The organism is Rheinheimera maricola, assembly GCF_016918075.2.
Classification (GTDB): domain Bacteria; phylum Pseudomonadota; class Gammaproteobacteria; order Enterobacterales; family Alteromonadaceae; genus Alishewanella; species Alishewanella maricola_A.
In genome coordinates, this window is sequence record NZ_JAERPS020000005.1 from 1 (window position 1) to 13,731 (window position 13,731).

General features: G+C 45.7%; 11 protein-coding genes and 1 tRNA gene. 2 read left to right on the plus strand and 10 right to left on the minus strand.

Annotated elements, in window-relative coordinates; translation table 11 throughout:
* Positions 1-41: 41 nt before the first annotated feature.
* Entirely contained in the window at positions 42-1,172 is a 1,131-nt protein-coding gene (locus tag I4W93_RS13400; protein WP_205312585.1) for a peptidase C39 family protein, read from the minus strand.
* A gap of 164 nt (positions 1,173-1,336) precedes the next feature.
* On the opposite strand from I4W93_RS13400, the gene I4W93_RS13405 reads away from it, so the two are divergent.
* Entirely contained in the window at positions 1,337-2,803 is a 1,467-nt protein-coding gene (locus I4W93_RS13405) for a RimK family ATP-grasp domain-containing protein (RefSeq protein WP_205312586.1), read from the plus strand.
* A gap of 104 nt (positions 2,804-2,907) precedes the next feature.
* Here the strand turns inward: I4W93_RS13405 and I4W93_RS13410 are convergent.
* The 5 genes from I4W93_RS13410 to I4W93_RS13430 form a co-directional block, all read right to left on the minus strand.
* Positions 2,908-2,993, minus strand: a tRNA-Leu gene (locus I4W93_RS13410).
* A gap of 122 nt (positions 2,994-3,115) precedes the next feature.
* Positions 3,116-4,066: an isopenicillin N synthase family dioxygenase gene (locus I4W93_RS13415; protein WP_205312587.1), complete on the minus strand. Its 951-nt coding sequence runs from the start codon at positions 4,064-4,066 to the stop codon at positions 3,116-3,118.
* Positions 4,067-4,082: 16 nt separating this feature from the next.
* Positions 4,083-5,291: a NupC/NupG family nucleoside CNT transporter gene (locus I4W93_RS13420; protein WP_205312588.1), complete on the minus strand. Its 1,209-nt coding sequence runs from the start codon at positions 5,289-5,291 to the stop codon at positions 4,083-4,085.
* 20 nt (positions 5,292-5,311) lie between these two features.
* Positions 5,312-5,950, minus strand: a complete 639-nt coding sequence (udk, locus tag I4W93_RS13425; RefSeq protein WP_205312589.1) for a uridine kinase — start codon at positions 5,948-5,950, stop codon at positions 5,312-5,314.
* Positions 5,951-6,059: 109 nt separating this feature from the next.
* Positions 6,060-9,185, minus strand: a complete 3,126-nt coding sequence (locus I4W93_RS13430) for a TonB-dependent receptor (RefSeq protein WP_205312590.1) — start codon at positions 9,183-9,185, stop codon at positions 6,060-6,062.
* Positions 9,186-9,562: 377 nt separating this feature from the next.
* Between I4W93_RS13430 and I4W93_RS13435 the strand changes: the two genes are divergently transcribed.
* Positions 9,563-10,687 (plus strand): endonuclease/exonuclease/phosphatase family protein, encoded by a 1,125-nt coding sequence (locus tag I4W93_RS13435; RefSeq protein ID WP_224673450.1) that lies wholly within the window; start codon positions 9,563-9,565, stop codon positions 10,685-10,687.
* Positions 10,688-10,712: 25 nt separating this feature from the next.
* Here I4W93_RS13435 and rlmM read toward each other — a convergent pair whose 3' ends face one another.
* Genes rlmM through I4W93_RS13455 form a run of 4 tightly spaced genes read right to left on the minus strand, consistent with a single transcriptional unit; the run spans position 10,713 to position 13,700 of the window.
* A complete protein-coding gene (rlmM, locus tag I4W93_RS13440; RefSeq protein ID WP_205312592.1) occupies positions 10,713-11,795 on the minus strand; it encodes a 23S rRNA (cytidine(2498)-2'-O)-methyltransferase RlmM in 1,083 nt (360 codons plus the stop codon).
* A 1-nt stretch (position 11,796) separates the two neighbouring features.
* On the minus strand, positions 11,797-12,171 hold the full coding sequence (locus I4W93_RS13445; RefSeq protein ID WP_205312593.1) for a DUF423 domain-containing protein: 375 nt from the start codon (positions 12,169-12,171) through the stop codon (positions 11,797-11,799).
* The gene (locus I4W93_RS13450; RefSeq protein ID WP_205312594.1) at positions 12,146-12,784 is read right to left on the minus strand and encodes an alpha/beta family hydrolase; all 639 of its coding nucleotides are present in this window, start codon (positions 12,782-12,784) and stop codon (positions 12,146-12,148) included. Before I4W93_RS13450 ends, I4W93_RS13445 begins: the two co-directional genes overlap by 26 nt.
* On the minus strand, positions 12,765-13,700 hold the full coding sequence (locus tag I4W93_RS13455; protein ID WP_205312595.1) for a transcriptional regulator GcvA: 936 nt from the start codon (positions 13,698-13,700) through the stop codon (positions 12,765-12,767). The genes I4W93_RS13450 and I4W93_RS13455 overlap by 20 nt, the downstream gene beginning before the upstream one ends.
* Positions 13,701-13,731 lie beyond the last annotated feature (31 nt).

Consider the following 13,731-nt stretch of genomic DNA (forward strand, 5'->3'; position numbering starts at 1 on the left):
CGATTAATTAACCAAAATGCTGCAATTAACAACGAACCACTCTACTTTTCATAAGCTCTGATGGCTATGGCCGCTTTAAGTCGGTTTTTGCCGTAGCTAAAAGCCTTGATAAACACACTATGTTTTACCGGAATATATTGCCGCTCTGCACTGGATAACCAAGGGATGTCCTCCGTATCAGGATCGTTAATATAGACAAAGTGCTCATCCACAGCACATACCACTACCCAGTGTGGTGCTTTGCTTTTATCAAATTGCCAGGTACTGATTAATACTAGCAGCAGAGCACCATCTTGCAGTAACTGCTTTATTTTGCTGATTCCCAGCTCACTGCTATATAGAGGTATCGCTTTTTGATCCACCTTTTGCTGGAACGTGTCATGCACTCGTTGCAAAATGGCTTTTTTAACCTCATTGCGCACAGAGTCGGTAAATAACGGCCCCTCTTTATTTAAATATATTTCAACTTCGAAGCCTCTATTGTAAGCAGCCAGCGCTAAACCTCTGGGTCCGCAGCCGCCATGACCAGAGGTCATAAATATGGTAGTTGCCTCGCGCCAGATATCTATTTCCAGCGCTGCAGGGGCATATTTACCAGGTGCAAAATAATTAAATGCCATTAACAGGCAAGCTGGGCCGCAGGTAAAAGGCGTAGTTTGCGCTATATAAGGTACTTGCCGGCTTACTGACTCCGTATCAAATTGGATAATCTGCTTCTGCATACAGATAGCATCAGAATGGTCTTCATAGAAATCATGCTTAACGGCAAATTCGTGATAGTTCAGTTTTTCATATAAGCGAATAGCGGCGGTATTGTCATAACGCACTTCCAGACGCAGTAATACGCAACTTCGCGCAGCTGCAGCTTTCTCGGCCTCAGTCATAAGCAATTCCGCAATGCCTTGTTTGCGGCTATCAGGATCTACAGCCAGAGAATACAAACGCGCTAAGCTGGTGCCACGACGATAAATAAGCAGAAAGTATCCTACAATCTGCCCACTGCGCTCAACCAGTTGCAGATCACTGCGCTTTTCTGTGATAAATCGCTTAAAGCTGCGTAAACTAATACGGTCAGTGGTAAAACACTTTTGCTCTAATGCTACTAAAACTACAGCATCAGCCAACGTTGCGTTTCTAATCGATAACAGCGTAGCTGCTGCGGGTAAAGCCATAATTACACTCACTATTGCCTTTGACAGATTTTTAACTAAGTTTAGGATAACAACAGCTAAACAAATGAAAAGCCAACAAGAAATTTAACTGTTGTGGTAAAGATTTATTCGCTGTCTTTTTTTGTCACACCACGACATGCTTTCTCAAACATACAGGAGTGCCGATGGCCAAGCTTATTATCGTAGTCGACAAAGCACAGGATTGGGCACCTTTTCATCAATACGATGGCGTAATGACGTTACCCGCCTATTTGAAATGGTCAGCCAAAAACAAACAGCGTACCCGCGTAATCAACTTATGCCGCCAGGCACAATATTTAGGCAGCGGCTATTACTGTTCATTATTGGCAGAGGCTCGCGGCCACCACGTGGTGCCTTCAGTAAGAGCATTTAATAAATTTAACCGCCATGAAATCGCCGATATAGCCGAAGAAATTCCCGGCACCATCTTAACCCAGCTCAACAAAGCGTTAGTTGATGAGACCAGCACACAACTGGTATTTAACATTTACTTTGGCGAAACCGAACACAAGGCGCTGAAGAAAGTCGCCGGCTATCTGTTTGATGCCTTTTCAGTACCTATACTGCGTGTAGAGTTACAGAAAAAAACTACCTGGCAGGTTAAAACGCTGAAGATAGGCAGTGTGCATAAACTAAACGAGCAAGAGCAAAGTTTATTTGGTAATACACTGGAGCGCTACAGCCATAAAATCTGGCGGGTTGAGCCAACAAATCGCAAGTATAAATATGATTTGGCGGTGTTAGTTGATCCAAAAGAGAAATTCCCGCCCTGTACACCTAAGTCGCTTGAGCTGTTTAGTAAAGCAGCGAAAAGAGCCGCTATGGACACCGAGCAAATTAGCGCCAAAGATATTCACCGGCTGGCAGAGTTCGATGGTTTGTTTATTCGCGAGACGACAGGCGTAAACCATCATACCTTTCATATGGCATTAAAAGCAGAGCGTGAGGGCTTAGCGGTAATTGACGACCCAAATTCAATATTGCGCTGTGGTAATAAGGTGTATCTGCAAACCTTATTCGAACAACATAAAGTACCTATGCCTGACGGCATTATGCTGTTTAAGCAAGACGAAGATAACTTAGAGCGCGCTGCCGACACCTTGGGTTTGCCCTTAGTACTGAAAATTCCGGATGGCAGTTTTTCCCGCGGCGTGGTGAAAGTAAAAACGCTAACTGAGCTGCGCTCACAACTCGACGCGTTATTTGAACAAAGCGCTATTATTCTGGCCCAGCGCTACACCTTTACCGAATACGACTGGCGCATTGGAGTGCTAAACGGTATGGCCATTTTTGCCTGCAAATATTTTATGGCCCGCAATCACTGGCAAATTTATAAACATGGTAAGGCAAAAACGGAAAGCGGTGGCTTTAGTACTTGCGCTGTTACCGAAGTACCGACCCATGTGCTGGACGCCGCTATCCGCGCCTGCGCTCCTATCGGCGATAGTTTATATGGTGTGGATGTAAAACAAGATGGTGACAAGGTTTATGTAATAGAGGTGAACGATAATCCGAACATCGATGACGGTGTAGAGGATTTATATCTGGGAAATAAACTCTATGACATGCTGGTAGATGACTTTATCCGCCGCATCGAACTAAAACGGTAAAAACACAAAAGCGCCTGGAGCGCTTTTGGACAGCCGAAGGCTGGTCCCGAAGGGATGCCTGCATGGATTGCAGGCACAAAAAAACCGGCCTAGGCCGGTTAATTTGGTGCAGATGGAGAGACTCGAACTCTCACGCCTTGTGGGCACAAACACCTGAAGCTTGCGTGTCTACCAATTCCACCACATCTGCGTTATGTCTTCGCTACTGCGTTAACATGGCGTGCAGTATAGCGACTTTCAAAAACCAGTCAACTAGCAACATGCACATTTTCTATCGTTTTATATCGTTCGAGCAAATACTAAGCAGCATGCTTAGTATTTGGCCTTTTTCAATAAGCCTATCTCTTCTAATCGCTGCATTAAGTAGTCATTAGAGTTAATAGGCTCGGGGTAACGATTCGGCCGCTCAGCACTGATACAGCTGGGTAGCGTATCAATAACATAGTCCGGATTCGGATGCATAAAAAACGGAATAGAATAGCGCGGCTCACCAGCAGCAACGCCCGCAGGGTTTACTACGCGATGTGTTGTCGATGGCAGCACATGATTGGTAAGTCGTTGCAGCATATCGCCAATATTCACCACAATAGTGCCTTCAATTGTTGTAACTGGTAACCAACTGCCGTCGCGACGCAAAATTTCCAAACCGGCTTCATTGGAACCAACCAATAATGTAATCAGGTTTATATCTTCATGCTGTCCAGCGCGAATAGATTGAGTAGAAGTATCTTTAATTGGTGGATAGTGAATGGGTCGTAAAATGGAATTACCGTAATTGACTTTATCAGCGAAGTAACCTTGCTCTTGGCCAAGAAATAGCGCTAACGCTTCCAGCACGGTATTTCCCAGCTTTTCAAGTTCGGTAAACAACGCATAAGTTGCCTGCTTAAAGCCTGCAACCTCGGTTGGCCAAACATTAGGATATAAACTTGGATGTGGCGCAGGTCCATCCAACTCACGACCAACATGCCAAAACTCTTTTAAATCTGGGTGATTAGAGTCTTTAGCTTTTTCAACACCTACCGCTGTATAACCGCGCGCGCCACCTTGCCCTGGCGTGTAATACTTCGATTTTACCTCACTAGGCAGCGCGAAAAACTGTTTAATTGCAGTGTAAGTGTTTGCTACCACTTCATCCGGAATACCATGGCCACTAATGCCGCAGAATCCAAACTCAGTGTAGGCTTTGCCAATTTCGGCAACAAAGTTATCTTTGTCGGTGACAAACCGTCTTATATCTAACGTTGGAACTTGCTGTGTCATATAAAAGACCTGTTTTTTAGCCTAAAGAAAAAAAGAACCCTGCAATCGCAGCGCTCATTAAATTCGCCAATGTTGCCGCCAGCAAGGCTTTTAAACCGAGCTCGGCAATATCAGCGCGGCGACTTGGTGCCATACCGCCCAAACCACCTAATAAAATAGCAATTGAAGAAAAATTAGCAAAACCACATAAGGCAATAGTAACGATTACCTGGGTATGGGCGCTTAACTGCTCTTTCACTTGCACAAAGTCTAGGTATGCGACAAATTCATTTATGACTAACTTTTGACCGATAAAACTGCCTGCCATACGAGCTTCATCCCAAGACACGCCTAGAATGAATGCCAACGGTTGGAACACATAACCAAAAATAACTTGTAGCGTTAAACCTTCAATACCAAACCAACCGGCAATACCGCCGATTGCACCGTTAACCAGGGCTATTAAACCAACAAATGCCAGCAACATAGCGCCAACATTTAATGCCAGCTGCATACCGCTAGACGCACCAGCAGCTGCCGCATCAATTAAATTAGTATGCTCAGTTTTAGCATTAATTTCAGTCAGCTCGTTTTTTGCTTGCTCGGTTTCCGGCAGAATTAACTTCGCCATTAAAAAGCCACCTGGTGCGGCCATAAAACTGGCAGCTATCAAGTATTTTAATTCAATACCCAGGCCCGCATAGCCGGCCAATACTGAGCCCGCAACCGATGCCAAGCCACCAACCATCACAGCGAATAATTCTGAGCGGGTCATGGTCGGAATAAAGGGCCGCACGATTAATGGCGCTTCAGTTTGACCGACAAAAATATTCGCAGCAGCCGACATGGATTCCGGCCGGCTAGTACCCAGCAGTTTTTGCAAACCGCCTCCAATAATACGGATAACCCAAGTCATTACACCAATGTGATACAGCACCGCAATCAACGACGAGAAGAAAATAATGATGGTTAGTACGTGGATGGCAAAAATAAAGCCCTGAGATTTACGGCCAATGTCACCAAATAAGAATTCAATGCCTGACGTAGCGTAACTGATAATATCGGCAACAAAAGTAGAGATGCTATACAGCACGTCCTGACCGAAAGGCACATAGAGCACAAAAGCACCGATTACTAACTGAATAGCAAAAGCACCACCTACAGTACGCCAATTTATACGGCTACGATTGGCCGATGCTGCATATGCCACCAATAACAGGGCAAAAATGCCCACTAATCCCATCATACGTTATTCCCTGATTATTATTATTCTGCCAGTAACTGGCGTATTTTTGCTTTTATAATATCAATTGCAATCTGGTTTTTACCACCTCGGGTAACCACCAGATCAGCATATTGTTTAGACGGAGCGATAAACTCAAAAAAAGCCGGCCGTACAGAGTTTTCATACTGCTCAGTTACCGAGCTTAAGCTGCGGCCGCGGTCTTCTAAATCACGTTTAATCCGCCGCAGTAAACACACATCCAACGGCGTATCCATAAACACAGTTATATCAAACTGTTCACGCAATTGCTCATCGGTAAGCAACAAAATGCCCTCTACTAATATCACTTTGGCAGGTTGAACGGTAATAGTTTCATCAGTGCGGGTATGCGTTTTATAGCTGTACTGCGGCATTTGTATTGCTTTGCCACTGCGCAAAGCTCGTATATGTGTGGCTAATAACTCGTGCTCAAAGGCCGCTGGGTGATCATAATTAGTTAGAGTACGCTGTTCAAACGACAAATGGCTTTGATCGCGATAGTAAGCGTCCTCTGACAAGATAGCGATACGCTCACCACCCAGCTCAGCTACCAGCTCTTGGTATACCGTTGAGGCAAAAAGGCTTTTACCCGATGCGGAAGCACCGGCAATAGCGATAATAGTATTTTTTCCCACTGCCATATTCACTTTTGCACAAATCAGCCGGTGATTATCGCTAAAAACGACTGATTAAGAAATAAAAAAATGCCCGCGTTATGCGGGCACTTTTATTCAGTTATAACTGAAAACATTAGAACCGGTATTCAATACCAACTTTCATGCTCCAGTACGACGGGTTAGACACAATGTTTTGCGATGCATTATCCAAAAAGCCGTTAAATACGTACTTACCGTCATCGTTAACTGTTGCATTAACTATCGCTACCGTTTGTGGGAAACCGGCTTCGTACATTACGCCCCAGTCATCATTCAGTAAGTTAGTTAAGTTATCAATAACAAAGAACGCTTTCGCTTTGTGGCCTTTAACGAAACCAGGCAATTCCTGCGTGATACGCAAGTCAAACTTAGTCCACCAGTCTGAATAGTTGTGGTTACGGTCGACAATCTGCCCACGTGTCAGACCTTCTGCATCAACCAAGCTAAAGAAACCTTCTTGGTTAAATGGCGTGTAGATGCCATTTCTGTCAGTCACACCACCCCACACAACGTTTGGATCATCTGTGCCAGTCGGTACATATAGTAACTGTCTGCCAGTAATAGTGTCGCCTGCAATATTACCGTCAAAAGTGTAACTGTATGGACGGCCTTTGTTATGCGAACCGATCAAGCTAAATGTCGTTGCATAGCCATCGACGAACTCATGCTGGTAAGTAGCACGTAAAGTGAAGCGGTGCGGCGTTTCATAGTTTGATGTTGCCGGACGCGGATCGTTAATGTCAGTACGCGCATAGTTACCAAAGTTAGAACCGGCAACTGAACTACCCATTGGGTTCGAATCTTCTGCGTCAATATAAGCATAGGCCAACTGCATTTTCAGACCGAAATCAAAATCTTTCGACACAGAGGTACTAAAAGACATTGTTTTAGAGTCTTCAGATGCATTGGTTAACAGGTATTCACCGCTACGGCCACCAACACGAGAGTATACCGGGCGACCATCAAACAGTGTATCTACTTGCTCTAATGCTAAGTCTTTCACAATAGACTGGTTTTGACCTACTGAATACATCAGGTCGGCCATAACAATATAGCCAGAATCAAAACTGTATGTACCGCCGAAAGCGTACTTCCACTCACTTGGTAACTTAAATGCAGGGTCTACTGCGTTAACAGCACTGTCGCCGGTAGCATTTGCTACTTCGTCAAATGCACCTTGCGGGATATCAAACAGTGGGCGACCAGCACCAGATAAAGGAATCTCAAACAAGTTTGGACGTGAACGATTTTCTAACTGAATTTGAGTAATACCGTCATTTTGATAGCCGTTCGCTAACCAAACGTTAGGGTTGCCACCTGAGTATAAACCTATACCACCGCGCAATTCCAGCTCGTCATTTACGTTCCAGTTAATACCTAAACGTGGCTGGATCAGACCTTCACCGTCGAAAGTGGTGTCGTTGGCAAAACCGTAACGTCCAACAAAATTGTCGTTTACGCGCGGCTTATCACTGCTGCTATACCAGTCATAACGTAAACCAAAGGTCAGCGTCATATCCATATCATAGATATAGTATTCATCCTGAGCATATAAAGTATGGTTCTCGTAACCAAAATTTGCGCCAGCATCCGCTGGGTTATTTGTACCTGCACCACTGCCATAATAGATTCGAGCCGGCACACCAGCTTCAAAATCATCTATATTGTCAAAACGGTACTCACCAATAGCGTGCTGCACAAACATGTTAAATACATTGTATTCTTCAAACTCATAACCAGCGTAAATTATATGGTCGCCTGCGCTGTAAGTACCGGCTAGTTTCAAGAAAGTAGTGTCGTAGTTCAGTTTGTTTGCCTGACGCGAGTCATCCACCCCCAAGAACACTGTGGCGGCATTGACACGTATTTGCACTTCACCTAAACCACCAGGGCCAATGTTAACCTGACGGTTGTCTAGCTCAGAATAGCCGGCACGAACTTCAGTTGAGAAGTTATCCGTCCAGTCAGAGAACAACTGCACTACATAAGAATCAAATTGCGCACCACGGTCGTAGTAGTGATCTGAGAACTCATATGAACCTGAGAAGGTATCAGACTCACGAACCGAGCCACCGTCATTGTAGTTATAGGTGAAAGCTGCCCGGTGCATATCATTGATATACCAGTCTAACTTCAGTAACAACTTTTCATCAACAACCGGTGATGAAGTAATAGGAGAACCAACTTCATAGCCATAAACATCACGTGCAATTTGTGCAATGCGATCTACATCTGCCTGGTTTAAACCATTTACCTTAGTAGCTGCATTAGAATCTTGCGGACCACGACCAAAATTATCCGCACCTTCATATTTTTCGTACGCGGCAAACCAGAACAGTTTATCTTTAACTAAAGCACCGCCAACGTTAAAACCATAGTTCTTTTTAGTAAAATCGTCACGATCAAATGGAGCGCCACCTTCCAGAGTGTCACCAATCATATCCTGGTTGGTGTAGTCAAAGAACACTGAACCTTTTAGCTCATTAGTACCTGACTTGGTTACAGCGTTGATGTTACAAGCAGTAAAACCGCCGTACTTAACATCAAATGGGGCGAATTCAACTGATACCTGCTCCAGCGCATCGAAGGAGAACGGCATGCGCTCAGTTGGGTAACCGTTAGAGTTCAAACCGAAGTTATCATTCATTTTAACGCCATCAACGGTCAGGCTGTTAAAGCGTGGATTGGCACCATTACACTGAATACCGCGAGAAAAACCGGCATCGATATAGATACGCGGATCAGCAGCGACAACGTCTGACAAATCGCGGTTAATAGATGGAATAGTTTGTAAATCAGCCAGGTTAAAGTTAGCTACCGGGCTCTTGCTGCCATAAGCAGAATTGCTGATTGACGCGCCTGTAACGGCTATACGCTCTATATCAGGCTGCTGAATTACTACGTTTAGGTTTTGTGTGTCACCTAAAGTCAGAAAAACGTTATCGATAGTTTCAGTGCGACCTTCAGGGCCAACAACTGTTAATAAATAAGGGCCGCCTACTTGCAAGCCGCGCGCAGAAAAAGTACCGGTGTCGTTTGTGGTAATAGTTCTTGTTGTACCATTACGTTTATCTGTCATAGTCACAGTAGCATTGGCCACTGTAGTACCGCCTTCAGTTGTAACAACACCGCGCACAGCTGATGAAGTTTCCTGCGCCAAAGCGATATTGCTTGCACCTAAGGCGAGCGTTACCGCAAGAGCTAGACTTTTAATTTTCATATCGTTTTTCACCTGGTAGTTGTAGGTATTTATCTAAATCCACTTGAATACAATCATTGTGTTCAATTTGGGAGATAATGGTATAGGAACCATATTACAGTTTTCTTACGCCAATCCGAATCACGGGAACTTTTTGCTCCTCTCATTGTCTTAGGCGATTGCAATACAAGTGTAACATAGCTGGTCTGAGTTGCGCACTATGTGGCTTAAAATTGACTAAAAAATGACTTTTACCGCATTTTTTACCAGTTACTGGTTTTTGTAAGCGCCGCACTTTATGCTATCTAACTGTCTTATTTACCAACCTGCTGCTAATGAAAATATTTTCGGTTAATTTTGTTCTCGTTGCCTTACTTAGTCTTGGAGTCGCGTCCAGAATGAATGCCAATGAACTCACTGTCGCTACCTTTAACGTCAGCATGGAAGCACAAAATTATTTACCCGCAGGTGAGCCTGGTGACGGCACGGTGCTGGCGTCGTTACTGCAAAATGGTGAACAGTCACAAATTAAAAACATCGCCCACATTATTCAGTTAATGCAACCGGATGTGTTGCTGTTAAATGAATTTGATTACATAGCAAGCCCTGAGCTTGGTATTAAAAGCTTTATAAGTAATTACCTGAACAAAGCGCAGGGAAAAGCACTGCCGATAGACTACCCGTATTTTTACTACAACACTGTAAACACTGGCCAACCCAGTGGCTATGATTTAGACAATGACGGCAATGCAACAGGAGTAGGTGCAGACGCCTGGGGCTTTGGTTTTTACCCCGGCCAGTACGGCATGGTACTGCTGTCTAAGTATCCTATAGACAGCGCAATTGTGCGCACCTTTCAGCAATTTAAATGGCAGGATATGCCGGGCTACATGCCAACAAAAAAAGTTGATCGCAGCCCCTGGTACAGCAAAGCAGCCTGGGCACAGTTTCCGTTATCGTCTAAAAGCCATTGGGATATCCCTCTTAATATAAACGGTAAAACGGTACATATATTGGCCAGCCACCCTACACCACCGGTATTTGACGGGCCGGAGAATCGTAACGGCATTCGCAACCATGACGAAATTCGTTTGTGGGTTGATTATTTAACGCCAGAAAATGCCGGCTATATCTATGATGACAATGGCAATAAAGGTGGTTTAGCTGCCAATTCAGCCTTTGTCTTATTGGGCGATTTGAATGCCTCAGCCGATGGTGAAGGTGACGCACTCAATGCCGCCATTAGCGCCTTATATAATCATCCGCGCGTCAACAATAGCATGCCACCAAAAAGTAAGGGTGCGGTTGAAAATGCGCCGGATAATCCTAACGCTGCCTTCCATACTGCCGGTTGGCGTATGCGGGCAGATTATGTGCTGCCATCTAAAGCGGGTTTTGTGATAAAAGACAGCGGTGTATTCTGGCCGGAGAAAGCCAGCCCGTTGTATCCGTTGGTGGGGTCGCGCGGCGCCAGCTCAGATCATCGTTTGGTATGGGTTAAGCTTGAACTCAGCGCTGAATAGTCAGCACTGAGTCATCAGACAAGATTCAGAACTTCAGTACCAGGTTTTGCACATGTACCGTAACTTCTTCACGGTCATGGTACAGGTGCTTAACTTGTAAGCGGAATCTAATATCCGCATCTACCAGGCGCTGCTCCAGCTGCGCCAATATCTCGGTTACAGTTTCATAGCGCTTTTTCATCGGCAGTTTTAAGTTAAATATTGCCTCCTGACACCAGCCGTTAATCAGCCAGTCGCCCATCCGCTCGGCAACCCGTTGCGGCTGCTCAATCATGTCGCAGACAACCCAATAGACATTTTTCTTTTGCGGTTCAAACTTAAAACCATCTACTGTTAAATGCTTAACCTGACCTGTTTCCATCAGCGACTCTGCCATAGGGCCGTTATCTATAGCGGTAACCATCATGCTGCGTTTAACCAGCTGATAGGTCCAACCGCCCGGGCTGGCGCCTAAATCAACCGCGTTTAAGCCGCCGCCTAAACGTTTGTCCCATTCGTGTTTCGGAATAAACTGCAAAAAAGCTTCTTCAAGCTTTAAGGTACTGCGGCTAGGAGCCTCATTGGGAAACTTCAGCCGCATAATGCCGTTTTCCAGCGGGCTGTTGTTCTCCGGATAAGACAAACCAATATAGCCTTGCTGGCCGCTTAACAAAAACACATGCAACACCGGCGCGCGCTTTTGCTCTTTCGCCAGCATTACCCCGGCCTGACGCAGTATCTGGCGTAGCGGTACCGTTAGTTTGCGCGCCAGCGTCGACAGAGTTTTGCCGTCATTGGTTTCCGGGTACTCTACTCTTAACTCACCACAGCCGGTTAGCTCAGCTGCAAGTAATGCCTGCAGTACCGGTGCAATACGATCTGCTGGTGGCAGCTCAAGCAATTCCGCCTGCAGCAGACACCACTGGCGGATAAAGATAAACTGCTCAAACGGATAATCACGATAGAAATGCGCCAAACTGTCGGCGTCATAGGCTTCAAAAATAACAAAAGCACTGTTGGCGCTAAGCTTACAAAAACCGAACACATCATACTGCCCGGCCTTATCCTGAATTTCTGCCGCACATTCTTTTTCAAAGCCGGCGCGACAATACAGTAATAGTTGTTTCATGTTAACTCCGCCGCCAGGCGCATATTGCAAGCAACAGCCAGGCAACTATAAGGAGCTGGCCACCTATTGGCGCCAACTGTGAATAATAAAACGGCAAGGCAAATACACCCGCCAGTATAGTCCAGACAAAACACCACAGCCCCAGATGCCAGACAACAGCAACCAACTTTGTTAATTTGGCCTCGCTATGCAGCCGCCCCAGCGCCAACAACGCCAGACAGTGAAATGCCAGCATGCCCAAAGCGCTTAAAACCCGGGCCAAAGCTTCAGTGCTTAACTGGCCCTGCCATAAATGCATCACTAACGCGCTTAAGCCCACTACGGCGGCGCCATACACAGCGGCTACGCTGTTACTGCTTTGCCAAAAGTACTTCATCAATTTTCCTGCTACAAAATTGTGCCGCCTGCGCTATCAACTGTTGTTGTGTCAGGCCGCTTTTAAGCCGCGGCTTCAAATCGTGGTCGCCATCAGTAAGCCAACAAATTTGTACTGCCGGCCATTGTTTATCAGTAAGCTCGGCCTTGGAACCAAAGGCATCCCGCTCACCCTGTGCAATAAACAACGGGCAAGCCAAAGCAGCAAAATGCTCAGTGCGCCAACTGTGCTTTTTCGGCGGGTGAAACGGATAACCAAAAGCAAATACCGCCTGCACGCGAGGGTGGCTGTTTAACAAGCTGGCGACCCGGCCTCCCATCGATTTACCGCCGATAAATAAGGCTAAATCAGCCGGGCAATTGTCGATGTGTTGCATAAACCCGGCCTGCAATAGCGGCATTTTGTCTGGTAAGCTGCGTTTGCCACTATCGATAAAGCGCTGCATATAAGCAAAATTAAAGCGCCATACCTCAATATTGTTTGCCGCCAGCTGCCGCGCCAATTGCTGCATAAACTCACATTGTGCGCCAGCGCCGGCACCATGCGCCAACAGCAAACGGGCTTTAGGCTCGCTGGCTTTATCAATAATGATATCAGTCAAGTGCCACCGCATTAGTAAACTGCTGTTCGGCAAATTCAGCTTGTTCTGTTTCGACCATTTGCGTCATCCACTGCCTGAAAGCTGTTATTTTACCAAGTTCGGTCTGGCTTTCGCGGCAGACCAAATAATACGCGTCTTTAGATATCAATACATGGTTAAACGGCACTATTAAGCGGCCGGAATTAATATCCGGCCGTGCCAGCACGTTATGCGCCAGGGCAACGCCCTGGCCATGAATAGCCGCTTGCAACACCATAGAAGAGTGGCTGAATATCGGCCCCTGATTCACATTAAAATGCTTAAAGTTTTGCGTGGTAAACCAGGCCTTCCAAGCCCGACGCGAGCCATCATGCAATAAATTATGGTATTGCAGATCTGTCGGCTCCTGCAGCGGTTTACTGCTGTTAAGCAGCAATGGCGAACATACCGGTAGTAAGTATTCGGTGTGCAGTTTATCGGCGTGCAAATTACGCCAGCTACCACGGCCGTAATATATGGCAACGTCGACATCATCCGTTAAAGAGCCTTCATCTAAGTCGACGGCTTTAATACGTACATCAATATCCGGGTGTTGCTCACTAAACTGATTTAGCCGGGGTACCAGCCACTGAATAGCAAAGCTTGGTTGCAGGCTTACCGTTAGCGAGCCTTTGGCACCGCGGGCCAGCAGCTTTTCGGTCGATTCATGCAGCTGCAGGAATATTTCTTTGATATCCAGAAAATAGCTCTGCCCCTCTTCGGTAAGCAACAAAGAGCGGTTTTTACGCATAAACAGTTTCAAGCCTAAATGGTCTTCCAGCGCTTTAATCTGATGGCTGATAGCGGCTTGGGTAACGTACATTTCTTCTGCCGCCTTAGTAAAGCTTAAATGCCGGGCGGCGGTTTCAAAGGCTTTTAATGCATTTAGCGGAGGCAGGCGACGCGCCATAATATCTCTTAGATGATTAAATCAGTGATTA

Bases quoted from the DNA above. Each gene is read 5' to 3' on its own strand.
- I4W93_RS13450 (WP_205312594.1), bottom strand. From the start codon at position 12,784: ATGCGGTGGCACTTGACTGATATCATTATTGATAAAGCCAGCGAGCCT.
- I4W93_RS13430 (WP_205312590.1), bottom strand. From the start codon at position 9,185: ATGAAAATTAAAAGTCTAGCTCTTGCGGTAACGCTCGCCTTAGGTGCA.
- I4W93_RS13405 (WP_205312586.1), top strand. From the start codon at position 1,337: ATGGCCAAGCTTATTATCGTAGTCGACAAAGCACAGGATTGGGCACCT.
- rlmM (WP_205312592.1), bottom strand. From the start codon at position 11,795: ATGAAACAACTATTACTGTATTGTCGCGCCGGCTTTGAAAAAGAATGT.
- I4W93_RS13415 (WP_205312587.1), bottom strand. From the start codon at position 4,066: ATGACACAGCAAGTTCCAACGTTAGATATAAGACGGTTTGTCACCGAC.
- I4W93_RS13420 (WP_205312588.1), bottom strand. From the start codon at position 5,291: ATGATGGGATTAGTGGGCATTTTTGCCCTGTTATTGGTGGCATATGCA.
- I4W93_RS13400 (WP_205312585.1), bottom strand. From the start codon at position 1,172: ATGGCTTTACCCGCAGCAGCTACGCTGTTATCGATTAGAAACGCAACG.
- udk (WP_205312589.1), bottom strand. From the start codon at position 5,950: ATGGCAGTGGGAAAAAATACTATTATCGCTATTGCCGGTGCTTCCGCA.
- I4W93_RS13455 (WP_205312595.1), bottom strand. From the start codon at position 13,700: ATGGCGCGTCGCCTGCCTCCGCTAAATGCATTAAAAGCCTTTGAAACC.
- I4W93_RS13445 (WP_205312593.1), bottom strand. From the start codon at position 12,171: ATGAAGTACTTTTGGCAAAGCAGTAACAGCGTAGCCGCTGTGTATGGC.
- I4W93_RS13435 (WP_224673450.1), top strand. From the start codon at position 9,563: ATGAATGCCAATGAACTCACTGTCGCTACCTTTAACGTCAGCATGGAA.